At 69.9% G+C, this 23,421-nt stretch carries 18 protein-coding genes; 10 read left to right on the forward strand and 8 right to left on the reverse strand.

From position 1 onward, the window contains the following. Window positions 1–5: 5 nt before the first annotated feature. Both BCF44_RS38370 and BCF44_RS38375 read right to left on the reverse strand, forming a co-directional pair. The gene (locus tag BCF44_RS38370) at window positions 6–1,211 is read right to left on the reverse strand and encodes a sarcosine oxidase subunit beta family protein (protein WP_116179448.1); all 1,206 of its coding nucleotides are present in this window, start codon (window positions 1,209–1,211) and stop codon (window positions 6–8) included. A gap of 135 nt (window positions 1,212–1,346) precedes the next feature. Further along, complete coding sequence (locus BCF44_RS38375; RefSeq protein ID WP_116179386.1) at window positions 1,347–2,120, reverse strand: IclR family transcriptional regulator; 774 nt, start codon at window positions 2,118–2,120, stop codon at window positions 1,347–1,349. Between the two features lie 242 nt (window positions 2,121–2,362). On the opposite strand from BCF44_RS38375, the gene BCF44_RS38380 reads away from it, so the two are divergent. The 7 genes from BCF44_RS38380 (at window position 2,363) to BCF44_RS38410 (ending at window position 12,041) form a co-directional block, all read left to right on the forward strand. Beyond that, complete coding sequence (locus BCF44_RS38380) at window positions 2,363–2,680, forward strand: bifunctional 3-phenylpropionate/cinnamic acid dioxygenase ferredoxin subunit (RefSeq protein WP_116179387.1); 318 nt, start codon at window positions 2,363–2,365, stop codon at window positions 2,678–2,680. After that, on the forward strand, window positions 2,680–3,837 hold the full coding sequence (locus tag BCF44_RS38385) for an NAD(P)/FAD-dependent oxidoreductase (protein ID WP_116179388.1): 1,158 nt from the start codon (window positions 2,680–2,682) through the stop codon (window positions 3,835–3,837). Before BCF44_RS38380 ends, BCF44_RS38385 begins: the two co-directional genes overlap by 1 nt. A gap of 81 nt (window positions 3,838–3,918) precedes the next feature. Then, window positions 3,919–5,382 (forward strand): aldehyde dehydrogenase family protein, encoded by a 1,464-nt coding sequence (locus BCF44_RS38390; protein ID WP_116179389.1) that lies wholly within the window; start codon window positions 3,919–3,921, stop codon window positions 5,380–5,382. Beyond that, window positions 5,382–7,025 (forward strand): choline dehydrogenase, encoded by a 1,644-nt coding sequence (betA, locus tag BCF44_RS38395; protein ID WP_116179390.1) that lies wholly within the window; start codon window positions 5,382–5,384, stop codon window positions 7,023–7,025. The genes BCF44_RS38390 and betA overlap by 1 nt, the downstream gene beginning before the upstream one ends. Beyond that, entirely contained in the window at window positions 7,022–8,551 is a 1,530-nt protein-coding gene (locus BCF44_RS38400) for an APC family permease (RefSeq protein ID WP_116179391.1), read from the forward strand. Before betA ends, BCF44_RS38400 begins: the two co-directional genes overlap by 4 nt. Next, window positions 8,551–10,923 carry a GcvT family protein gene (locus BCF44_RS38405; protein WP_116179392.1) on the forward strand — a complete coding sequence of 791 codons (2,373 nt, stop codon included), beginning with the start codon at window positions 8,551–8,553 and terminating at the stop codon, window positions 10,921–10,923. The genes BCF44_RS38400 and BCF44_RS38405 overlap by 1 nt, the downstream gene beginning before the upstream one ends. A gap of 14 nt (window positions 10,924–10,937) precedes the next feature. After that, window positions 10,938–12,041, forward strand: a complete 1,104-nt coding sequence (locus tag BCF44_RS38410; RefSeq protein ID WP_116179393.1) for an aromatic ring-hydroxylating oxygenase subunit alpha — start codon at window positions 10,938–10,940, stop codon at window positions 12,039–12,041. A 198-nt stretch (window positions 12,042–12,239) separates the two neighbouring features. On the opposite strand, the gene BCF44_RS38415 is transcribed toward BCF44_RS38410, so the two are convergent. After that, window positions 12,240–12,596, reverse strand: coding sequence for a hypothetical protein (locus tag BCF44_RS38415; protein ID WP_116179394.1), 357 nt, complete (start codon window positions 12,594–12,596; stop codon window positions 12,240–12,242). Between the two features lie 88 nt (window positions 12,597–12,684). Here BCF44_RS38415 and BCF44_RS38420 point away from each other — a divergent pair, with 88 nt between their 5' ends. Then, complete coding sequence (locus BCF44_RS38420) at window positions 12,685–15,348, forward strand: AfsR/SARP family transcriptional regulator (protein WP_281283188.1); 2,664 nt, start codon at window positions 12,685–12,687, stop codon at window positions 15,346–15,348. Here BCF44_RS38420 and BCF44_RS38425 read toward each other — a convergent pair. From BCF44_RS38425 to BCF44_RS38440, 4 genes are all read right to left on the reverse strand, one after another. After that, window positions 15,345–16,808 carry an APC family permease gene (locus BCF44_RS38425; RefSeq protein WP_116179395.1) on the reverse strand — a complete coding sequence of 488 codons (1,464 nt, stop codon included), beginning with the start codon at window positions 16,806–16,808 and terminating at the stop codon, window positions 15,345–15,347. The two genes, BCF44_RS38420 and BCF44_RS38425, sit on opposite strands and share 4 nt — an antisense overlap. Further along, on the reverse strand, window positions 16,808–18,199 hold the full coding sequence (locus BCF44_RS38430) for an aspartate aminotransferase family protein (RefSeq protein WP_116179396.1): 1,392 nt from the start codon (window positions 18,197–18,199) through the stop codon (window positions 16,808–16,810). Before BCF44_RS38430 ends, BCF44_RS38425 begins: the two co-directional genes overlap by 1 nt. 83 nt (window positions 18,200–18,282) lie before the next feature. Beyond that, complete coding sequence (locus BCF44_RS38435) at window positions 18,283–18,744, reverse strand: Lrp/AsnC family transcriptional regulator (RefSeq protein WP_116179397.1); 462 nt, start codon at window positions 18,742–18,744, stop codon at window positions 18,283–18,285. 7 nt (window positions 18,745–18,751) lie between these two features. Next, window positions 18,752–20,182 (reverse strand): APC family permease, encoded by a 1,431-nt coding sequence (locus BCF44_RS38440; RefSeq protein ID WP_116179398.1) that lies wholly within the window; start codon window positions 20,180–20,182, stop codon window positions 18,752–18,754. Window positions 20,183–20,366: 184 nt separating this feature from the next. On the opposite strand from BCF44_RS38440, the gene BCF44_RS38445 reads away from it, so the two are divergent. Continuing rightward, window positions 20,367–21,797: a gamma-aminobutyraldehyde dehydrogenase gene (locus BCF44_RS38445; RefSeq protein ID WP_116179399.1), complete on the forward strand. Its 1,431-nt coding sequence runs from the start codon at window positions 20,367–20,369 to the stop codon at window positions 21,795–21,797. 3 nt (window positions 21,798–21,800) lie between these two features. Here the strand turns inward: BCF44_RS38445 and BCF44_RS38450 are convergent, their stop codons facing one another. Then, entirely contained in the window at window positions 21,801–22,502 is a 702-nt protein-coding gene (locus BCF44_RS38450; RefSeq protein WP_116179400.1) for an AfsR/SARP family transcriptional regulator, read from the reverse strand. Between the two features lie 299 nt (window positions 22,503–22,801). Between BCF44_RS38450 and BCF44_RS38455 the strand changes: the two genes are divergently transcribed. Next, the gene (locus BCF44_RS38455; RefSeq protein WP_147328783.1) at window positions 22,802–23,419 is read left to right on the forward strand and encodes a response regulator transcription factor; all 618 of its coding nucleotides are present in this window, start codon (window positions 22,802–22,804) and stop codon (window positions 23,417–23,419) included. Window positions 23,420–23,421 lie beyond the last annotated feature (2 nt).

Below are 23,421 nucleotides of genomic sequence, written 5' to 3' on the forward strand. Positions count from 1 at the left end.
CTCCTCTAGTGGGCGACGGCCGCGGCGCCGTGCTCGTCGATCAGCGCGCCGGAAGTGAAGCGCTCCAACGCGAACGGCTCGTTCAGCGGGTGGGCCTTGCCGGTGGCCAGGGTGTGCGCGTACGTCCAGCCGGACGCCGGCGTCGCCTTGAAACCGCCGGTCCCCCAGCCGCAGTTGACGAACAGGTTGTCCACGGGGGTCGGGCCGATCACCGGCGACGCGTCCGGCGTGACGTCCACGATGCCGCCCCAGGTGCGCAGCACGTGCGCCCGGGCGAAGATCGGGAACAGCTCCAGCGCGGCGGCCATCTGCTGCTCGATCACGTGCACCGAACCGCGCTGCGCGTAGGAGTTGTACGGGTCGATGCCCGCGCCCATGACGAGCTCGCCCTTGTGCGCCTGGCTGACGTAGACGTGCACGTGGTTCGACATCACCACGCAGGGATGCACCGGTTCCAGCAGTTCGGAGACCAATGCCTGCAACGGATGGCTCTGCACCGGCAGCCGGACGCCCGCCAGGCTCGCCAGCACGCTGCTGTGCCCGGCCGCCGCCAGCCCGACCCGGCCGGCCATGATCGGCCCCAGGTTCGTCTCCACACCGATGACCTTGTTGCCGTGCTTGCGAAAACCCGTGACCTCGCAGCCCTGGATCAGGTCCACGCCCAGCTCGTCGGCCCGCCGCGCGAACGCCCACGCGACGTGATCATGCTTGGCGATGCCCGCGCGCGGCTGGAGCGTCGCGCCGAGCACCGGATAGCGCACGTCCGGCGACGTGTTGACGATCGGGCAGAACTTGCGGACCTCGTCCGGGTCCAGCCACTCCGCGTCCACCCCGTTGAGGCGGTTCGCGTTCACGCGGCGGGATCCCTCGCGGACGTCCTGGAGCGTGTGCGCCAGGTTCAGCACGCCCCGCTGGCTGAACAGGATGTCGTAGTCCAGCTCCGCCGACAGGCCCTCCCACAGCTTCAGGGCGTGTTCGTAGATCGCCGCGGACTCGTCCCACAGGTAGTTGGAGCGGATGATCGTCGTGTTGCGGGCCATGTTGCCGCCGGCCAGCCAGCCCTTCTCGAGGACGGCGACGTTGCGGATGCCGTGGTTGGCGGCCAGGTAGTACGCGGTGGCCAGGCCGTGCCCGCCGCCGCCGACGATCACCACGTCGTAGCCGGCCCGAGGCTCGGGATTCCGCCACAGCCGGTCGGGATGCTCGGACATGACCACCTCCGGGTAGCCTGCGCTGTTGCAGATTAAGCGCACTGTTGCGTCTTCCACAACACCCGGCTTATGCAGGGAAGGACGCCTTACCTGCGTTCACCGCGGGTAAGGCGTCCTTCCCTGCATAAAGAGGACCTAGCCGGTGTGGCCGATGCGGTGGCTGATCTCCTTGGCCCCGTCGGCCGCCAGCCGGGCGACCTCGGCGAACCGGTCGGTCGTCAGCCGGTACGAAGGGCCTGACACGCTCAGTGCCGCCACCACGTTGCCGTCCATGCCGCGGATCGGCACGGCCACGGCGTTGAGGCCGATCTCCAGCTCGTCGCCGGTGCTGGCCCAGCCGGCGACCAGGGCGGCGTCGAGCTCGGCGCGCAGCAGCCCGGGGTCGGTGATGGTGCGCGGTGTGTACATGGTCAGCGGCCGGGCCATCAGCTCCTCGCGCAGCGGCGCCGGCTGGTTGGCCAGCAGCACCTTGCCGCTTGAGGTGGCGTGCAGCGGTGTGCGCTGGCCGACCCAGTTGATGGTCGCCACGGTGGCGCTGCCCCGGACCTGGCTGACGTTGATGGCGTAGCCCTCGTCGAGGATCGCGACGTTGACGGTCTCGCCGACCTGCGCGGCCAGCCGCTCGCACACCGGCCGGCTCTCCCGGGACAGATCCATCTGTGCGGCGGTGGCCCCGGCCAGCCGCACGATGCCGAAGCCGAGCCGGTACTTGCCGCGGTCGCCGGTCTGCTCGACCAGCCCCCGGCTGTCCAGCACCGACACCAGCCGGAACGCGGTGGACTTGTGCACCCCCAGCTCGGCGGCCAGTTCGGTGATGCCCATCTCGCCGTGCAGCGCCAGGAACTCCAGCACGGACACCGCGCGGTCGACCGACTGCACCAGTGCGGCCGATCCCTCGCTTGAAGCCATGCACGCACTGTAGTCGAGCGGATGGAGCCTTGACGGCGCATCACCCGGTGCTCACTCTGTTGCGTGCAGCACGACGAGTTGTGCTATACGCAACTGGAGGCCCGATGACCGAGTGCGTGTCTGAACCGACCATGACGCGAGGCCGCGCCGTGCATCGGCGCGCGATTTCGGAGCCGGAGCCTGCGGAGTCTGCGAAATCGAGTGACGATGCACGGCTTGAGGCGGCCGAGCCACGCGCGGCAATGATCACTGTGTGCAGAGTGGATCAGCTGCCGCCTGGTGAGGCGGTCAGAGTCGCCGCCGTCGACCCGCCCATCGCCGTCTTCCACACGGAGGACGGCGAGTTCTATGCCGTCGACGACACCTGCACGCACCAGGACGCCTCGCTCGCCGACGGCTGGCTGGAGGGCTGCACGGTGGAGTGCCCGCTGCACGCGTCCTGCTTCGACCTGCGCACCGGCCGGCCCAGCGGCCCGCCGGCGACCACACCCATCCGCACCTACCCGGTGGTCGTCGAGGACGGCGTGATCCGGGTGGCCTACGGCGAGGTGGCCTGCTGATGCGCACGGCGGCGGTGGTCGGCGCGTCGCTGGCCGGCCTGTCCACGGCCCGCGCCCTGCGCCAGCAGGGCTTCGACGGCCGGCTGGTGATCGTCGGCGACGAGCCGCACCGGCCGTACGACCGGCCCCCGCTGTCCAAGGAGTTCCTGGCCGGCAAGGCGGCGGACATCGGCCTGCGCACCCCGGACGACGAGGCCCTGGACTTCGACTGGCGGCTCGGCACGCGGGCGCTGAGCCTCAACCCCCGCGACCGGTCGCTGCAACTGTCCAACGGTCAGACGCTGCGCTGCGACGGCGTGGTGATCGCGACCGGCGCCCGCGCGAGATGGCTGCCGGGCACGGAAGGCGTCACCGGCGTGCATGTGCTGCGCACGTTGGACGACGCGATCCGGCTGCGCAGCGAGCTCGTGCCAGGCGTGCGGCTGGTGGTGGTAGGGGCCGGCTTCATCGGCGCCGAAGTGGCGTCGACCGCCCGCTACCTGGGCGCGGACGTCACGGTGATCGAGGCGGAGCCGCTGCCGCTGAGCCGCCAGTTCGGCAAGGAACTGGGCATGGTCTGCGCCGGCCTGCACGCCGATCACGGCGTCCACCTGATCACCGGCGTCTCGGTGAAGCGCATCCTCGGCGCGGCCCGCGTGCGAAGCGTGGAACTGGACGACGGCCGCCAGATTCCGGCGGAGGTCGTGGTGGTCGGCATCGGGGCGGTGCCGAACATCGAGTGGCTCGCCGGATCCGGCCTCCAGTTGGAGAACGGCGTCGTCACGGACGCCGCGTGCGCGACCGGTCTGCCGGAGGTGGTGGCGGTCGGCGACGTCGCGGCGTCGTACAGCGTGCACGCCCACGGGCGGCACCGGTCGGAGCACTGGACCAACGCCCTGGAACAGCCTGTGACGGCGGCGGCGACGCTGCTCGGCGATCCGCGACCTCACCTCTCCGTGCCGTATTTCTGGTCCGACCAGTACGGCGTGCGCATCCAGTTCGCCGGCGTCCGGTCCGAGGGCGACACCGTCCGGGTGATCGAGGGCGACACCGACCGGCGGAGCTTCCTCGCCGGCTACGAACGTGATGGCCTGCTGGTCGGGGTGCTGGCGATGAACCAGCCGAAGCTGTTCGCCCGCTGGCGACGGCAGCTGGCCAAGCCGGTGGTGGCCCCTTGACGGAGGCCCCGCCACCGTCGATGCTGTTGCGAACTCAGCGTGCCGTTGCGTAATCAGCAACAACCCTGATCGGGGGTCCCCGTGGCGGAACTGTTCATCGGCGGGCACTGGACCACCGGGCGCGAGACCCGCCCGGTGCTCAACCCGTTCGACGGCAGCGTGCTCACGACCGTCGCCGAGGCCGACACGAACGACGCCCTGGCGGCGGTCGCCGCGGCGAGATCCGCCTTCGACGCGGGCCCGTGGCCCAAGACCTCCGCCGCCGAGCGCGGCGCGCTGCTGAACGCCGTCGCCGACCTGCTGCTGCGGGACCGGGACGAAATCGCCCGTACGGAGACCCTCGACACCGGCAAGACGCTCGGCGAGAGCGTGGCCGACGTGGACGACGTGGTCCGCGTCTTCCGCTACTACGCCGACCTCGCCGACAAGCACCCCGGCCGGGTCGTCGACACCGGCATCGCCACCGCGCAGAGCCGGATCGTGTACGAGCCGGTCGGCGTCTGCGCGCTGATCACGCCGTGGAACTACCCGCTGCTCCAGGCGTCCTGGAAGATCGCGCCCGCGCTGGCCGCCGGCAACACCGTGGTGGTCAAGCCGAGCGAGGTGACGCCGCTGACCACCGTCGCGCTGGTCCGGCTGATCGAGGAGGCCGGCGTCCCGGCCGGCGTGGTCAACCTGGTGCTGGGCGCCGGCGCCACCGTCGGCGCGGCGCTGGCCGAGAGCCACGACGTGGACCTGGTGTCGTTCACCGGCGGCCTGGCCACCGGCCAGCGGATCATGATCGTGGCCGCCGGCAACATCAAGAAGGTCGCGCTGGAACTGGGCGGCAAGAACCCCAACATCGTGTTCGCCGACGCCGACCTGACCACCGCCAAGGACCAGGCGCTCAACGCCGTCTTCCTGCACGCCGGCCAGGTCTGCTCGGCCGGGGCGCGGCTTCTGGTGCAGGACAGCGTCTACGACGAGTTCGTCGCCGAGATCGCCGCCCGTGCCGACCGGATCCGCATCGGCAACGGGCTCGACGAGACAAGCCAGAGTGGCCCGCTGGTCTCGGCCGAACACCGGGCCAAGATCGAACGCTACGTGGAGTCGGCGATCGCCGAGGGCGCCAAGCTGCTCGCCGGCGGACGTCGGCCCGAGGAACCCGAGCTCCAGCAGGGCTTCTTCTACCGCCCCACGGTGTTCGCGGACTGCCGCCGCGACATGACCGTCGTGCGCGAGGAGACGTTCGGGCCCATCCTCACCGCCGAGCGCTTCGCCACCGAGGAGGAGGCGATCGAACTCGGCAACGACACCGACTACGGCCTGGCCGGCGCGGTGTGGACGCGGGACGCCGGCCGAGCCGCGCGCGTGGCCGGCGCCCTGCGGCACGGCACCGTCTGGATCAACGACTACCACCCCTACCTGCCGCAGGCGGAATGGGGCGGCTTCAAGCGATCCGGCATCGGCCGCGAGCTCGGACCCACCGGTCTCGACGAGTACCGCGAGGCGAAACACGTCTACACCAACACCGATCCGAAACCACTCGGCCTGTTCCCGGGGTGATGAGGATGTACGACTTCGTGGTCGTCGGCGGCGGATCCGCCGGCAGCTGCCTGGCCAACCGACTGTCCGCCGACGCGAGCGTGAAGGTGCTGGTGCTGGAGGCCGGCCGCCCCGACTACATCTGGGACGTGCTGGTGCACATGCCGGCGGCGCTCACCATGCCCATCGGAAACCGCTTCTACGACTGGAAGTACGAGTCCGAGCCGGAGCCGGCGATGGGCGGCCGGCGCATCTACCACGCGCGCGGCAAGGTGCTGGGCGGCTCGTCCAGCATCAACGGCATGATCTTCCAGCGCGGCAACCCGCTGGACTATGAGCGGTGGGGCGCGGACGAGGGCATGAAGTCCTGGGACTACGCGCACTGCCTGCCGTACTTCAAGAAGATGGAGAACTGCCTGGCCGGCGCCGACGAGTGGCGCGGCGGCGACGGGCCGCTGGTGCTGGAGCGCGGGCCGGCCGACAGCCCGCTGTTCAAGGCGTTCTTCCAGGCCGTGCAGGAGGCCGGCTACCCGCTGACCAAGGACGTCAACGGGTACCAGCAGGAGGGCTTCGCCCCGTTCGACCGCAACCTGCACCGCGGCCGCCGGCTCAGCGCCGCCCGCGCGTACCTGCACCCGGTGCGCAACCGTCCCAACCTGACGGTCAAGACCCGGGCCTTCACCACCCGGATCCTGTTCGAGGGCACCAAGGCCGTCGGCGTCGAGTACGTCCAAGGCGGACGGACGCAGCAGGTGCGGGCCAACGAGGTGATCCTCTGCGGCGGCGCGATCAACTCGCCCCAGCTGCTCCAGCTCTCCGGTGTGGGCAACGCCGCGGAGCTTCAGGAGCTGGGCGTCGACGTGGTGCACGACCTGCCCGGCGTGGGGGAGAACCTCCAGGACCACCTCGAGGTCTACATCCAGTACGCCTGCACCAAGCCGGTCTCGGTCGCGCCGTACATGAAGTGGTACAACAAGCCGCTGGTCGGCCTGAAGTGGTTGTTCCGCAAGGGACCCGGCGCCACGAACCACTTCGAGGGCGGCGGCTTCGTGCGCAGCAACGACGATGTCGCCTACCCGAACCTGATGTTCCACTTCCTGCCCATCGCCGTGCGCTACGACGGCTCGCTGCCGGCCGGCGACCACGGCTACCAGGTGCACGTGGGCCCGATGTACTCCGACGCCCGCGGCTCCGTGAAGATCACGTCGAAGGACCCGCGGGTCAAGCCGGCGCTGCGGTTCAACTACCTGACCACCGAGCAGGACCGCCGCGAGTGGGTCGAGGCCGTCCGCGTCGCGCGGAACATCCTCACCCAGCACGCCTTCGACTCCTACAGCGGCGGCGAGATCTCACCCGGGCCGTCGGTCCAGACCGACGAGGAGATCCTGGCCTGGGTGGCCAAGGACGGCGAGACGGCGCTGCACCCCTCGTGCACGTGCCGGATGGGGGTGGACGAGCAGTCCGTCGTGGACCCCGAATCCCTTCGGGTGCACGGGGTCGACGGGCTGCGGGTCGTCGACGCGTCGGTGATGCGCTACGTCACCAACGGCAACATCTACGCGCCGACCATGATGATCGCGGAGAAGTCCGCGGACCTGATCCTCGGCCGGCAGCCCCTGCCGCCGGTCGAGGTGGAGTTCTACCGCCACCGGGAGCAGTCATGAGTGTCGGCAATTCCTCCAACGACGACGGCCATGGGGTAACGGAGTTAGGGTACAAGCAGGAGTTCGAGAGAACCCTGGGCAACTTCCACACCTTCGCGGCCGGTATCAGCTACATCTCCATCCTCACCGGCACGTTCCAGATGTTCTACTTCGGCTTCTCCGTCGGCGGCCCGGCCAACTGGTGGTCGTGGCCGATGGTCTTCGCCGGCCAGCTGATGGTGGCGCTGTGCTTCGCCGAGCTGTCGGCCCGTTACCCTGTCGCGGGCTCGATCTACAACTGGTCCAAGAAGCTCGGCAACCCGCACGTGGCCTGGCTGGCCGGGTGGATGATGCTGGTGGCCTCGATCGTCACGGTGGCGTCGGTGGCGCTGGCCTACCAGATCACGCTGCCGCAGATCGCCGACTTCTTCCAGATCGCGCCGGACAGCGCGGTGAACGCGGTCATCCTGGGCTCGGTGCTGATCGTGTTCAGCACGGTGGTGAACGCGTGGAGCACCAAGCTGATGGCGCGGATCAACAGCGCCGGCGTGTTCATCGAGCTGATCGCCGCGGTGCTGCTGGTGGTGCTGTTCGCGTTCGAGATCGTGCGCGGGCCGCAGATCGTGCTGGACACCGCCCACAAGGGCGACGGCGTGACACTGGGCTACTTCGGTGCCTTCCTGGTCGGCTCGCTGGCGTCCGCGTACGTCATGTACGGCTTCGACACCGCCAGCTCCCTGGGCGAGGAAACCGTTGACCCGCGCAAGAACGCGCCGCGGGCCATCCTGCGCGCGCTCATCGCCTCGTTCGTCATCGGCGGCCTGATCCTGCTGCTGGCGCTGATGGCCGTGCGCAACATCAACGCGCCGGAGCTGAGCACCATCGGCCTCCAGTACATCGTGATCGATGTGCTGGGATCGGGGTTGGGCAAGGTGTTCCTGGTCGCGGTCGCCATCGCGATCACCGTCTGCATCCTCGCCGTGCACACCGCCGCCATCCGCATGACGTTCGCGATGGCCCGGGACAACAACCTGCCGGCCGGTTCGTGGCTGGCCAAGGTGCACGGCAAGCAGCGCACCCCGGTCCGGCCGGCGGTGCTCATCGGCCTCATCGCGATCGTGCTGCTGGTGGTCAACATCGGCCAGCCGCAGATCTTCCAGCTGGTCACCAGCATCGGCGTGGTGCTGATCTACGTGGCCTATCTGCTGGTGACGCTGCCGATGCTGATCGCGCGGCTGCGCGGCACCTGGCCGGGCAAGGACGCGCCGGCCAAGGGCTTCTCGTTGGGGCGCTGGGGATTGCCGGTGAACATCCTGGCCGTGCTGTGGGGCGCGGGCATGGCGATCAACCTCGGCTGGCCGCGTAGCGAGGTCTACAACCCGACCCCGCCGTTCCACTGGTTCCTCCAGTGGGGTGCGGTGCTGTTCGTGGGTCTGGTGGCGGCGGTCGGCTTCGCCTACTACTGGTTCGTGTTGCGGCACAAGAGCGGCGTGCTCGCCGACCACGCCGCCGAGGTGCCCGCGGTGGTTGCGGAGGAGGCAGTCTGATGCCGAAGGTCGTGATCATCGGCGCCGGCGTGGTCGGCTGCTCCCTCGCCGACGAGCTGACCGCGCGCGGATGGACCGAGGTCACCGTGCTGGACCAGGGGCCGCTGTTCGCCACCGGCGGCTCCAGCTCGCACGCGCCCGGCCTGGTGTTCCAGACGAACCCGTCGAAGACGATGGCCGAGTTCGCCTCGTACACCGTGCGCAAGCTCGTCGACCTGGGCGCGTTCAACCAGGTCGGCGGCCTGGAGGTCGCGACCACTCCTGAGCGGCATGCCGACCTGGCCCGCCGGCACGGCTGGGCCACGTCGTGGGGCATCCCGTCCTCGCTGATCGGCCCGGACGAGTGCCGCACGCTGGTTCCCCTGCTGGGCAACAGCGTTCTCGGCGGCCTGCACACGCCGACCGACGGCCTGGCCAACGCCGTGCTGGCGTGCGAGAAGCAGGCACGGCGGGCCATCGACCGCGGGGCCCTGTTCGTCGGCCGGCAGAAGGTCGTCACCGTCGAACAGGCCCATGGCCGAGTAACCGGCGTGCGGACCGAGAGCGACACGTTCCCGGCGGACATCGTCGTCTCGTGCGCCGGATTCTGGGGCCCGGCGGTCGGCGAGCTCGTCGGCCTGACCGTGCCGCTGACGCCACTGGCGCACCAGTACGCCAAGACCACGCCGGTCGGTGGGCTCACCGGTCGGATGCCGATCCTGCGGCATCAGGACCGTGACCTCTACTACCGTGAGCATGGCGACCGGCTCGGCATCGGCTACTACGGCCACCGACCGATACCGGTCGACATCGCCGACCTGCCAACGGATCCCATGCCGTCCATGCTGACGTTCACCCCGGAGGACTTCGAGGACGCCTGGTCGGCTTCCGTCGATCTGCTGCCGACGCTGGGGCGGTCGGCCGTCGGCGAGGGCTTCAACGGCATCTTCTCCTTCACCCAGGACGGCGCGCCGCTGATGGGCGAATCGCCCTCGCTGCAAGGGTTTTGGGTGGCGGAGGCGGTGTGGGTGACGCACTCCGCCGGCGTCGGCCGAGCCATGGCCGAGTGGCTGGTGGACGGGCAGCCCGCGGTCGACGTGCACGAGTGCGACCTCAACCGGTTCGAGGAGCACCAGCTCGCGCCGGCCTACGTCCTGGAGCGGGGTCAGCAGAACTTCGTCGAGGTGTACGACATCCTGCACCCGTTGCAGCCGATGGAGTCGCCGCGTCCACTTCGGACCTCGCCGTTCTACGAGCGGCATCGGGATCTGGGCGCGATGTTCCTGGAGGCCGCGGGCTGGGAGCGGCCGCACTGGTTCGAGGCCAACGAGTCGCTGATCGAGCGGATCGACGTGCCCGAGCGGGACGACTGGTCCGCGCGGTACTGGTCGCCGATCGCCGCCGCCGAGGCGCGGATCACGCGTGAACGCCTCGCGCTGTACGACATGACCCCGCTGAAGCGCCTGGAGGTCAGCGGCGCCGGGGCGTTGGAGTTCTTGCAGGGGCTGACCACCAACAATCTGGCCAAGTCGGTCGGGTCCGTGACGTACACCCTGATGCTGGACGAGACCGGCGGAATTCGCAGCGACCTCACCGTTGCCAGGTTGGGTGTTGATCGCTTCCAGGTCGGCGCGAACGGGAACCTCGACCTGGACTGGATGCTGCGGCGGGCTCCCGATGGTGTTTCGGTGCGTGACATCACCGCCGGCACCTGTTGCCTCGGTGTGTGGGGACCGGCGGCCCGGGATCTGGTGCAACCCTTGGTGGACCAAGACTTCTCGCACAAGGGATTCGGCTACTTCCGGGCCAAGCGGGCGTTTCTCGGCAATGTCCCGGTGACCGCGATGCGGCTGTCCTATGTGGGCGAGCTCGGCTGGGAGCTCTACACCACGGCCGACGTGGGTCTGAAGCTCTGGGACGCGCTGTGGGCGGCGGGGCAGGAGCACGGCATCATCGCCGCCGGGCGCAGCGCGTTCAACAGCCTGCGGCTGGAGAAGGGCTACCGGTCGTGGGGCACCGACATGACCGCCGAGCACTCGCCGTCCGAGGCCGGGCTGGACTTCGCCGTGCGCATGGACAAGGGCGAGTTCGTCGGGCGTGCGGCGCTGGAGCGGCGTGCGGTGGCGCGGAAACTCACGTGTCTCACCGTCGACGATCCCGGTTCTGTCGTGCTGGGCAAGGAACCCGTGTGGTGCAACGGATCCGCCGTCGGCTACGTGACGAGCGCGTCCTTCGGCTACAGCGTCGGCAGGACCGTCGCCTACGCGTGGCTGCCCGCCGCCGTCGCCGAGCCCGGCACCGCCGTGACGATCGAGTACTTCGGGGAGAAGATCCCGGCCACGGTGCGGGCCGAGCCGCTGTTCGACCCCGAGATGGCCAGAATCCGCCGGTGAGAGGGGAATTCTCCGTGACCGCCAGCCTCATCCCCACGCTCCCCGGCGCGTACTACACCGATCCGGAGATCTTCCGGCAGGAGCAGGAGCGCATCTTCGAGGCGATGTGGTTCTGCGTCGTCCGGGCGTCGGACATTCCGACGCCCGGCACGTTCCGGACCGTCCAGATCGGGCGGGAGAGCGTGCTGGTCTCGCGGGCGCGGGACGGTGCGGTCAAGGCGTTCCTCAACATCTGCCGGCATCGCGGGGCTCGGCTGTGCCTGGAGGCGGCAGGCGAGGTCAAGCGGGCGTTCCAATGTCCTTACCACGCTTGGACGTATGGATTGGACGGCAAGCTGGTCGCCGCGCCGAATCTGACCAAGATGCCGGATGTCGACCGGGTGGAGTACGGGCTGGTCAACGTGCACGTCCGGGAGTGGCTCGGTTACGTGTGGCTGTGCTTGGCGGACAAGCCACCGTCCTTTGAGGACGACGTGGTCGGCGCCTGCACGGAACGGTTGGGTGATGCCGAGGCCATCGGACACTACGACGTGGCCGGACTCTCGGTGGGGCGGCGGATCGTGTACGACGTCGCCGCCAACTGGAAGCTGATCGTCGAGAACTTCATGGAGTGCTACCACTGCGCGACGATCCACCCCGAGCTGACCGAGGTGCTGCCCGAGTTCACCGAGGGGTTGGCCGCGCAGTACTACGTCGGGCACGGGGCCGAGTTCGGTTCGGAGATCCAGGGCTTCACGGTGGACGGCAGCGCGGGGCTGGACCGGATTCCGGGGGTCAGCGAGGACCAGGACCGGCGGTACTACGCGATCACCGTGAAGCCTCAGGTGTTCATCAACCTGGTGCCCGATCACGTGATCCTGCACCGGATGTTTCCGCTGGCGGCGGACCGGACCGTGGTCGAGTGCGACTGGTTGTATCTGCCGTCGGTGGTCGAGTCCGGCAAGGACGTGTCGCGGTCGGTGGAGCTGTTCCACCGCGTCAACGAGCAGGACTTCGAGGCGTGTGAACGGTGCCAGCCCGCGATGAGCTCGCGGGCGTATGCCAAGGGTGGGGTGCTCGTGCCCAGCGAGCACCACATCGGAGGGTTCCACGAGTGGTTGTTGGGCAGGCTCGCGTAGGGGTGGTTCTGGCTTCTGCTCGCCGGCTTCGTCTGCTAGCGCGTCGCGCATTCCCGGCCTGCGCCCATCTCGCGTGCCCGCAAGGTAGACGGTGAGGCGGACACGCCACTCAGCCGCCGAGGGGGCGGGGCGAACGGGCCGGCCAGGGACGTGATCGCCGCCGCAGCGGGGGCAACGGCCACGGGACTGACGCCAGGTCTACACCAGCGTCGCCAGCAGGGGAGCCAGCCCCACCACGTCGAAGGCCATGGTGGCGAGGGCGATGCCGCCGACGCTGTCGCCGGAACCGGACGCCAAGGCCACGAACTCCATGGGCGAGCCGAAGGTGCCGATACCGAACACGACAGTGGTCACTAAGAGTGACGGAAGGTGGCCGCGAAGCGCGCCCAAAGCCGCCACGATCGCAGCGACAGCCAGAACGACCTGCACCCATACCGGGAACACGTAGTGCGGGCCGAGAGGCAGGCGGGCGCCGGTCGACAGCCAGCCGACCTGAACGCATGCGTACGACACGCCCCACACCGCGGTCGCCCACGGCGCCCAACGCCCCCACATGGGCACGACGATGCCGGACGACGGCTGAAAGGCGTCTCAGCCGGTTTGATTTACCTGGTCAAAAGGGGTATTGAGAACATAAGGGGGCATGGAGGGCGGGAGCGACGGCGTGGGGGCGGAGTTCCGCGTGCTGGGCGAGCTGCGAGCCGAGGTCGACGGGCGGGACGTGGACCTGGGGCCCCGGCGGCAGCGCTGTGTCCTGGCGGTCCTGCTGGTCGAAGCGGGCCGGCCGGTGTCGGCGGACGAGCTGGTGGACCGGGTGTGGGGCGACCAGCCGCCGCAGCGGGCCCGTGACACGCTGTACAGCTACCTCTCCCGGTTGCGCGGGGCCCTGGGCACGCCGATCAACCACGCCAACGGCGGCTACCGACTCGACATCGATCCGGAGGCGGTGGACCTCCACCGGTTCCGGCGGCTGGTGGCGGAGGCCCGGAGCGGCGACCACGGCCTGTACCGGCAAGCGCTGGAGCTGTGGCCGGGGGAGGCGCTGACGGGCATCTCCACGCCCTGGCTGGACGACGTGCGGGAGCAGTTGGCGCACGAGCGGTTCGCGGCCTGGCTCGACCACGTGGACGGGGAGCTCCGGGCCGGCCGGCACGCGGACGTGCTGGCGGACATCAAGACGGAGGCCGCCCGCCGGCCGGAGGACGAGCGGCTCGCCGGCCAGCTGATGCTGGCGCTGTACCGAAGCGGACGGCAGGCGGACGCGCTGCGGCACTACGACGTCACGCGCAGGCGGCTGGCTGAGGAGCTCGGCACGGACCCGTCGCCGCCGCTCCAGGCCGTCTACCAGCAGATCCTCGCCACTGACGGGCGCGCGTCGGCGCCCGTGCCGAGACAGCTGCCGGCCCCGCCGCCGTGGTTCACGGGCCGCCAGGGCGAGCTCGAAGCGCTGGACTTCGTCCCGACGGACGGGGCGGTTCCGGTCGCGGTGATCGCCGGCACGGCGGGCATCGGCAAGACGGCGCTCGCACTGCACTGGTCCCACCGGCGGCTCGACCGCTTCCCCGACGGCCAGCTGTTCGTGAACCTGCACGGCTTCGCGCCCGGCGGCGAATCGGTCCCGCCGGCGGCCGCGCTCGGCGGCCTGCTGGACGGCCTGGGCGTGCCGCCGGGCGCCCGGCCGGTCGACCTCGACGCCCAGATCGGCCTCTACCGGAGCCTGGTCGCGGGCCGGCGAATGCTGATCCTGCTGGACAATGCCGTCGACTCGGCCCAGGTGGCGCCGCTGCTGCCGGGCAGCCCCACCTGCGCGGTGCTGGTCACCAGCCGGGACCGGCTGAGCGGCCTGGCCAACTCGGCCGGCGCACGGCAGGTTCCGGTGACGATACTGTCCGATGTGGACGCGAAGAGCCTGCTGACGGCGCGTCTGGGGGCACAGCGGATCGCCGCTGAGCCGGACGCCGCAACAGAGATCGTCGCCTACTGCGGAGGATCGCCGCTGGCGCTGGGCATCGTCGGCGCGCGAGCCGCCGCATACCCGGACTTCGGGCTGGGAGAGCTGGCGGCCGAGCTCCGTGACGCCGCGACCCGGCTCGATGCCCTCGACGACGACGCGATGGCCAGCCTGCCGGCGGCGCTCTCCTGGTCGTACAACGCGTTGAAACCCGAGCAGGCGGAGCTGTTCGCGCTGCTGGGCCTCGCCCCGGGGCCGGACATCGGACTGCCGGCGGTGGCCGCGCTCGCCGACCTGCCGCCGGCGACGGCGTCCGCCGTCCTGCGGGCGCTGGAGCGGGTTTCCCTTGTGCAGCAGGACAAGCCGGGTCGGTACCGGATGCACGACCTGGTCCGCCTGTACGCCCGCGAGCAGCCGGCAGACCGGGAAGCCGCGCTGAAAAGGCTCACCGACCACTACATCCGCACCGCCTACGCGGGCGACCGGCTGCTGTACCCCTCCCGCGCGCCGATCGAGCTCGGCCCGGAGACACCCGGCAGCCGCCCGCAGCAGTTGAGGGACGTCGCCGCCGCGCTGGCCTGGTTCGACGCCGAACATCCTTGCCTGATGGCGACTCTGCACCTGGCCGAGGAACGGGAGAGGTGGCAGCTGGCCTGGGCAACGGACAGCTACCTCCACCACCGCGGCCGGCTGCGGGACGCCCTGGACGCCTGGACGGCCGCCCTGGGCGACATCGAGCCCATCCTGACGTTGCGGCGTCTGGGCAACGCCTGCTCGCGGCTGGGCCGGCACGACGAGGCGCTGGACCACCTGCAGCGCGCGCTGGCCATGGCCAAGCTCGACGCCGATCAGGCGCACTGCCACCGGTCGCTGTCGTTCGAGTGGGGCGTGCGCGGCGAGAACCACGAAGCGCTGGAACACGCCGTGCAATCCCTGCGGTACTACGAAAAGCTGGACAACCCGGTGCTGGTTGCCAACGCCCACAACCAGATCGGCTGGTACGCGGCGCAGACCGGCGACTTCGCCATGGCACTGAGCCATTGCGAGGCGGCGCTGGCGATGGTGGCCGAGCATCCGGACCCGCAGGTCGAGGCTGACACGCTGGACAGCATGGGGTTCATCTGCCATCGCAGCGGCGACCACGAACAGGCCCTCGTCTACTACCGTCGGGCCCTGGCCCGCTGGCGCAAGGTCGGCGCGGTGGCGCTGGAGGCCGACGTGCTCGAACACATCGGCGACCTCTACGCCGACCTGGGCGACCACGCCCGCGCCAGGGACACCTGGGCGCAGGTGCTCGAGCACTACCGCGCCCAGCACCGCCTCACCGACGCTGCCCGCGTCGAAAGCCGGCTCTAGACCGTGGCGGACTCCCGTTCCTTGGCGTCGTCGAGCACGATCCGTCCGAGCACCGCGTACGTCTCGGGGCGGAATCGCCGCAGCAGCAATGCACCCACGATGCCGATCACGAACAGCGCCGCCACGATCCACGGTATGGCATGGAAGAACGGTGTCGACGCGGCCGAGCCGGCGGCGGCGTCGAGGTTGTCGACCAGCAGCCACACCACGGCGATCATGCCGATGCCGCCGAGCAGGGGAGCGGTGAAGGTCGTGAACCAGTGCCGGGACTCCTTGTGGTTACGCCAGAAGTAGCCGATCACCGCGAATGAGCACAGCGTCTGCACGATCAGGATCGCCATGGTGCCGAGGATCGCCATCAGCGTGTACAGGCTCAGGTACGGGTCCTGGCCGGCCAGGCTGAACGCGGCGACGATGATCACCGCGATCACGGTCTGCGTGAACGACGCCACGAACGGCGAGCCATGACGAGCATGCGTGCGGCCCAGCCGGCGCCAGATCAGGCCCTCGCGCCCGATCGCGTACATGTACCGCGCGGCGCACTGGTGGAACGCCATGCCGCAGGCGAACGAGCCGGTGATCAGCAGCCACTGGAACAGCAGCACCGCCCAGTGCCCGACGAACGTCTCGGTGGGGCCGAAGAAGAAACCCAGCGGATCGGACGCCGCCACCTGGACCGAGCGGGCCAACCCGTTGCCGGCGATGGCCATCCAGGACACGAAGATGTAGAAGATCCCCACGCCGACCACGGAGATCAGGGTGGCCCGCGGAATGGTCTTCTTCGGCTCCCGCGACTCCTCGCCGTACATGGCGGTGGACTCGAAGCCGACCCAGGACCAGAAAGCGAAGAACAGCCCCAGCCCCGCCGCCGGACCGCCGAATGCCTTGAGCGGATCGACGGGAGACAGGGGGATCCCGTCGGGTCCGCCCCCACGCACGAGGACCGCGACGGCCATCAGGAACAGCATGCCGACCTCGGCCACCAGCATCACGCCGAGGATCCGCGAGGTCAGGTGAATGTCGAAATAGGACAGTGCGGCGGTGGCCGCGAGCATGATCGCGGCGAACAGCTGCCACGGCAGGTGCACGCCGAACTGGGCCAGCACGGTGCTCTGCGCGAAGTACGCGAAGATGCCGACGATCGACGCCTCGAACACGATGTACGCCATCACCGCGAGCAACCCGCTGGCCAGGCCCACGACCCGGCCCAGGCCCTGCGACACGAAGCCGTAGAACGCGCCGGTGGCGGTGATGTGCCTGGTCATCGCCACGTAGCCGACGGAGAACACCGTCAGCACCACGGTGGCGAACAGATAGCCCGCCGGGGCGCCGGTCCCGTTGCCGAAACCCACTGCCACCGGCACGTTGCCGGTCATCGCGGTGATCGGGGCGGCGGTGGCGATCGCCATGAACACCACCCCGACGACACCCACGGAGTTGGCCCTGAGGCGGTCGACCATCAGAGCAGCTGCCAGGCCTTCTCGAGGGACACCCGCAGGATCTGCTCCATCTCGTCGAAGTGCGACTGGTCGCAGATCAGCGGCGGCGACAACTGCACCACCGGCTCGGCGCGGTCGTCGGCCCGGCAGTACAGGCCGTTCTCGAACAGCGCGCTGGACAGGTAGCCGCGCAGCACCCGCTCCGACTCCTCGGCGGTGAAGCTCAGCTTGGTGTCCTTGTCCTTGACCAGTTCGATGCCGTAGAAGAAGCCCGCGCCGCGCACGTCGCCGACGATCGGCAGGTCCCGCAGCTTGTCCAAGGTGGCCCGGAAGGCGGCCTCGTTGGCCAGCACGTGGTCGTAGATTCCCTCGCCCTCGATCAGGTCCAGGTTGGCCAGCGCGACCGCGCAGGACACCGGGTGGCCGCCGTAGGTCGAGCCGTGCATGAAGATGTTGTGGCCGTGGAGGAACGGCTCCATCAGCCGGTCACTGGCCAGCACCGCGCCCAGCGGGGCGTAGCCGGAGGTCAGGCCCTTGGCGACGGTGATCATGTCGGGCTGGTAGCCGTAGCGCTTGGCCCCGAAGTCGTGGCCCAGCCGGCCGAACGCGCAGATGACCTCGTCCGACACGAGTAAGACGTCGTAGGCGTCGCAGATCTCGCGCACGCGCTGCCAGTATCCGGGCGGGGGCGGGAAGCAGCCGCCGGTGTTCTGGAGCGGCTCCAGGAACACCGCGGCGACGGTCTCCGGGCCCTCCATGAGGATCGCCTGCTCGATCTGGTCGGCGGCCCAAAGCCCGAACGCGACCAGGTCGTCCGCGTGCTCGCGGGCCCGGTAGAAGTTGGTGTTGGGCACCTTGATCGCGCTCGGCACCAGCGGCTCGAAGTCGGCCTTGGCGCCGGGGATGCCGGTGATCGACAGCGCGCCCTGGGACGTGCCGTGGTACGCCATCGAGCGGCTGATCACCTTGTGCTTGGTGGGCTTGCCGGTCAGCTTGAAGTACTGCTTGGCCAGCTTCCAGGCGGTCTCGACGGACTCGCCGCCGCTGACCGTGAAGAAGACGCGGTTCAGGTCGCCGGGTGCGTCCGCCGCCAGCCGCTCGGCCAGCTCGACCGCGGCCGGGTGGGCGTGCGACCAGAGCGGGAAGTAGGCCAGCTTGCGGGTCTGCTCGGCGGCGGCCTGCGCGAGCTCCTCGCGGCCGTGCCCGACCTGCACGGCGAACAGGCCGGCCAGGCCGTCGAGGTAGCGCTTGCCGTTGGTGTCGTAGACGTACACGCCCTCGCCGCGCTCGATCACCGGGATGTCGGCCTCGGCGAACGCGGAGTGGCGGGCGAAGTGCAGCCACAGGTGGTCGCGGGCCGATGTCGGGAGCGCGGCCGGGCCGGCGGTCCCGGGGTGGGCGGTGGCAGTCATGATCCTCACCGATTTCGTCGTCCGGGTGCGTCTATACTACGTTTATCGCACATCGGTGAGGTCAAGACAAGGGATTCCGTCGTCTAGCGGGTGCCCCACTGGTAGGACTGCTTGTGCAGCCGCAGGTAGGGCATGGTTTCCACGTCCCGCACGCCCTCGACGGTGCGGATCCGGTTGGACATCAGGTCCAGCAGGTCGGCGTCGTCCTCGCAGACCGCCTCGCACAGGATGTCGAAGCGGCCGGCGCAGACCACCACGTAGTCGATCTCCGGCATGGCCGCCAGCGCGTCCGCGACCGGCTCGATCGGGCCGCTCACCTTCAGCCCGAGCATGGCCTGCCGGAACAGCCCCACCTGCATGGGATCGGTGACGGCGACGATCTGCATGACGCCGCTCTGCACCAGCTTGGCGACCCGCTGCCGGACCGCGGCCTCGGACAGGCCCACGGCCTTGCCGATGGCCGCGTACGGCCGCCTGCCGTCCTCCTGCAGCTGCTCGATGATCAGTTTCGACGCCTCGTCGAGAGGCTCGGTGTTCCTGCGCACCGGCGCATCATCCCAGCTCCCCGCCGGTCGGCACGGCAGCCGCGACCGTGTCCGCCGGGACCGTGGCCCGACCGAAGTACGCCGAGCCCTTCCGCCAGGCGATCGCCATCGGCACGATGCCCACCGCCAGCAGGCCCAGGCCGATCCCGTTGACCACCGCCGAGTTGCTGCCGATGGCCTCGACGAACATCCACAGCAGGAACGCCGCGCCCAGCCCCGGCCACAGCCCGATCAGCACGAAGTTGCGGACGCTCTTGAACAGCTCGGCCCGGTGCGACACCACGACGGCGACGCCGGCCAGGCCGTAGTAGAAGGCGATCTGGAGGCCGATGGCGCTGATGGCGTCGGCCAGGATCTGGCCGACGGAGCCGAGGAAGTTGGCCGCCACGAACAGGATCACCGACACGATGGCGACGACGATGGTGGCCAGCGCTGGGGTGCGTCGGCGCAGGTGGGTGCGGCCGAAGGCGCGCGGCAGCGTGCCGTCGCGGCCCATCGCGAACATGGTGCGGGTGACCTGGATCAGCGTCGTCTCCAGCGTGGCGATGGTGGACAGCACCACCGCGATGGACAGGATCTTGCCGCCGGGGCCGGGCCAGATCGCCTGGCCGAGCAGGTCGAGCAGGTTGCCGCTGGAGTTGCCGATGGTGTCCGCGGACAGCAGCAGGTTCACCAGCACGGTGAAGCACAGGAACAGCCCGAACACGATGACCACGCCGACGATGCCGCCCAGGCCGGCGGCCCGGCGGGCCGACCTGGTCTCCTCGTTGAGGTTCGCGGACACGTCCCAGCCCCAGTAGTAGAACGCGGCGACCAGCGCGGCGCCGGCGAACCCGCCCATGCCGTCGAAGTGCGAGAAACCCAGCCAGGACCAGGAGAAGTGCTCGACGGCGATGCCCGGCGCGCGGACCAGGCCGACCACCAGGAAGATCACCAGGATGGCCACCTCGATGCCGGACATGATCCACTGCGCCCGGGCCGTGACGGTCACCCCGAGGTAGACGACCAGCGCCATGATCCCGAACCAGACCGCGCCGACGACCGTCACCAGGGCGGTGTTGGACGCCAGGCCGGGGTCGAACAGGGAAAGCGTCAGCGAGCCGGCCGGGATCGCGCCGGCCACCATGAACAGGGTGGCGGAGACGATCAGCGCCCAGCCGGACAGGTAGCCGAGCGCGGGGTGCAGGGCGCGACCTACCCACGCATAGCTGGCGCCGGCGTTGACCTCGGTCCTGCCGAGGTGGCTGAACGCCCAGGCGATGCCCAGCATCGGGATGCCGCACCAGAGCAGCGCCGCGGGACTACCCAGCCCGGCGACCGCGACCAGCGCGGCGGTGCTGGCGCCGATGGAGTACGCGGGCGCGCTGCCCGCGACGGCCATCATGGCGGTGTCGGCCGCGCCGAGCACGTTGGCTCGTAACGCACGCTCCTCTGACATCGGGGCCTCCACACGAGTCGGCGGGTGACGGGGGCCACACCCGTGCGGCACAGTGAAGGCGTTCGCGCGTTCGAAGTCAATGCTTTGGGCGACTGATACAGCAACTTAATCGACTGGTTGCAATCGATACCGTCGCGCGAGAGCATGGTCCGCAACTAAATCCGTGTCTGGAAGGACTGGTCCGGTGGCCGACAAGACCGTCTTCACCAACCTCGTCAACGGCGAGCGGGTCGGCGCGGCCGACGGCCGCACGCTGGACGTCGTCGACCCGGTGACCGGCGAGGTGTACGCCACCTCACCGCTGTCCGGGCCGGCCGACGTGGACGCCGCCGTCGCCGCCGCCAGCACCGCCTTCGAGGCGTGGCGCGACACCACGCCCGCGCAACGCCAGCTGGCCCTGCTCAAGATCGCCGACGCCATCGAGGCGCGGGCCGCGGATTTCGTCGCCGTCGAGTCGGCCGACACCGGCAAGCCGCTCGCCGTCACGGCGGCCGAGGAGATCCCGCCCTGCGTCGACCAGTTGCGGTTCTTCGCCGGCGCGGCGCGGGTGCTGGAGGGGCGGTCGGCCGGCGAGTACCTGGCCGGCCACACCTCGTACGTGCGGCGCGAGCCGGTCGGCGTGTGCGCGCAGGTGACGCCGTGGAACTACCCGCTGATGATGGCCGTCTGGAAGATCGCGCCCGCGCTGGCGGCCGGCAACACGGTGGTGCTCAAGCCGTCCGACACCACGCCGGCGTCCACCACGCTGCTCGCCGAGGTGTGCCAGGAGTTCCTCCCGCCGGGCGTGCTCAACGTGATCTGCGGCGACCGGGAGAGCGGCCGCTCGCTGGTGTCGCATCCCCGTCCGGACATGGTGTCGATCACCGGCTCGGTGCGGGCGGGCATGGAGGTGGCGTCCGCGGCGGCGCTGGACCTCAAGCGCACGCACCTGGAACTCGGCGGCAAGGCGCCGGTCGTGGTGTTCGAGGACGCCGACCTCCAGGCCGCCGCTGCCGGCATCGCCGGCGCCGGGTACTTCAACGCGGGGCAGGACTGCACCGCGGCGACCCGCGTGCTCGTGGCGGCGTCCGTGTACGAGGAGTTCGCGGCGTTGCTGGCGGGCGAGGCGTCATCGGCGTCGACCGGCGCGCCGACCGAGGACGTGACGTACGGGCCGTTGAACAACGCCAACCAGCTGGAGCGGGTCTCCGGCTTCATCACCGGGCTGCCGTCGCACGCCTCGGTGCTGGCCGGCGGCTCGGCGGTCGGCGACCGCGGCTACTTCTACGCGCCCACCGTGGTTTCCGGGCTCCGGCAGGACGACGAGATCATCCAGAACGAGGTGTTCGGGCCGGTGATCACCGTGCAGACCTTCGCCGACGAGGCGTCCGCGGTGGCGATGGCCAACGGCGTCAAGTACGGGCTGGCGTCCAGCGTCTGGACCCGCGACCACGGGCGGGCCATGCGGATGGCCAGGCGCCTCGACTTCGGCTGCGTGTGGATCAACACGCACATCCCGATCGTGGCCGAGATGCCGCACGGCGGGTTCAAGCACTCCGGGCACGGCAAGGACCTGTCGATGTACGGCCTGGAGGACTACACCCGGATCAAGCACGTCATGTCGGCGTTCGAATAGCGGTCACACGGCGGCGGCGCGGACGGTGTCGTGGATCAGGCCGCGGATCATGGGGGAGGGCGCGACGCCGAGCTCCCGGGCCAGCAGCGCCCGGTAGTTCTGGTACGTCGACAGCGCCTCGGCGACGTTGCCCTCCGCCAGGTGCACCTCGATCACCAGCCGATACGGGCTCTCCCGCAACGGATCCGCCCGCACCGCCGCGTGCGCCGCCTCCAACGCGTCGCCGTGCCGACCCGCCCGCAGGCACGACGCCGCGAACCCCTCGACCGTGTGCAGATACAGCTGGCGCAGGCGTTCCCGTTCCACCAGCACCCAGTCGTCGTACCAGCCCGGCAGCAACTCGTGCGGGCCGAGCAGCAGACTCGGCGGCAGCTCCGCGCTGCCCTGCCGGGCCAGCGCCGCCATCCCCGTGAGCTCGCTGACGTCCAGGCGCAGCCCCGGGTCCAGGCTCATCGCGTCCCCGGCCACCCGCACCGTCGGGACGTGCAGCTGCTGCAACCGCCACAACGCCGTCCGCAGGCTCGCCATCGCCCGCGCCTCCGCGCCCTCCGGCCACAGCAGCCCCACCGCCGTGTTCCGGTTCGTGTCCCGGCGCAGCGCCACCAGCGCCAGCAGCCGTTGCTGGGCCTTCGGGACCACCAGCTCCCGCCCGCCGACGGTCAGCGCGAAGCCGTCGAGCAAGGTCAAGCGCCCGGTGTCGGACATGGTGTACCCCCAGAAGCCGAGCCGTTCTACGCCGTCATGGTCACTTACCGGGACAGGAGTCACTGCTGCGTACGGCCGATACCACCCCAAAGGGCAGGGGGACGGACCGGCAACTTCGTCGCCGCTCGGGCAGGGAATGCACACATAGAGTAGAAAAGAAACCACCCGATGATCTGATCCGGTGATGAGCGCGAATTTCCGGTTCACGGTCCGTGACCGCCACTGCCTATTGGGTCACGCCAGGTATCGCAATTGGCGCAGCGCGTGAGAGTATCCGGCGCATGCACCACCGCCGCCCAGTGTTGATCGTGGGGTTTTCCCCGCTGACCCGAATCGGATTGGCACGGGTCGTCGCGCGGCTCCCCGAGGTCGGTCCGATCAGCGCGGCGGCCTCGCCGGCGGCGGCGGTCAGGTTCGCGGCGCGCAATCCGACCGGGCTGGCCGTCGTGGATCAGGCGGAAGACCCCGGCTTCACCCTCGTCAGGGCTCTGAGCAGCGGTTATGCCCCGTGTCCGGTGGTCGTGCTGCTGACCCCGTCCGGTCACGCGGACGAGGACGCGCGGTTCGCGTTCGGGCAGGGGGCGCACGCCGTGGCGCTGGCGACGGCCTCGGCGACCTATCTGCACCAGGTGCTCGCCGGCGTTTACCTCGGTGTTCCGACACAGTCGAAGCGTGAAACATCGCCGGAGCAGAAACGGTCCCACGCGCTCTCGCAGCGCGAAACGGAAATCCTCGCGCTCATCGCGGACGGCATGAGCAGCAAGTCGATCGCGGAACGACTAGTGGTCTCCGTGGAAACGGTCCGCTCGCACTGCAAGAACATCATCCGCAAGCTGGAGGCGAACGGCCGCGCGGAAGCGGTTTCCATCGCCTACAGAACAGGCATCCTCGACTCGGACGCCCTCCCGCTGGCCTGAGG

The organism is Kutzneria buriramensis, from assembly GCF_003387475.1.
Taxonomy (GTDB): domain Bacteria; phylum Actinomycetota; class Actinomycetes; order Mycobacteriales; family Pseudonocardiaceae; genus Kutzneria; species Kutzneria buriramensis.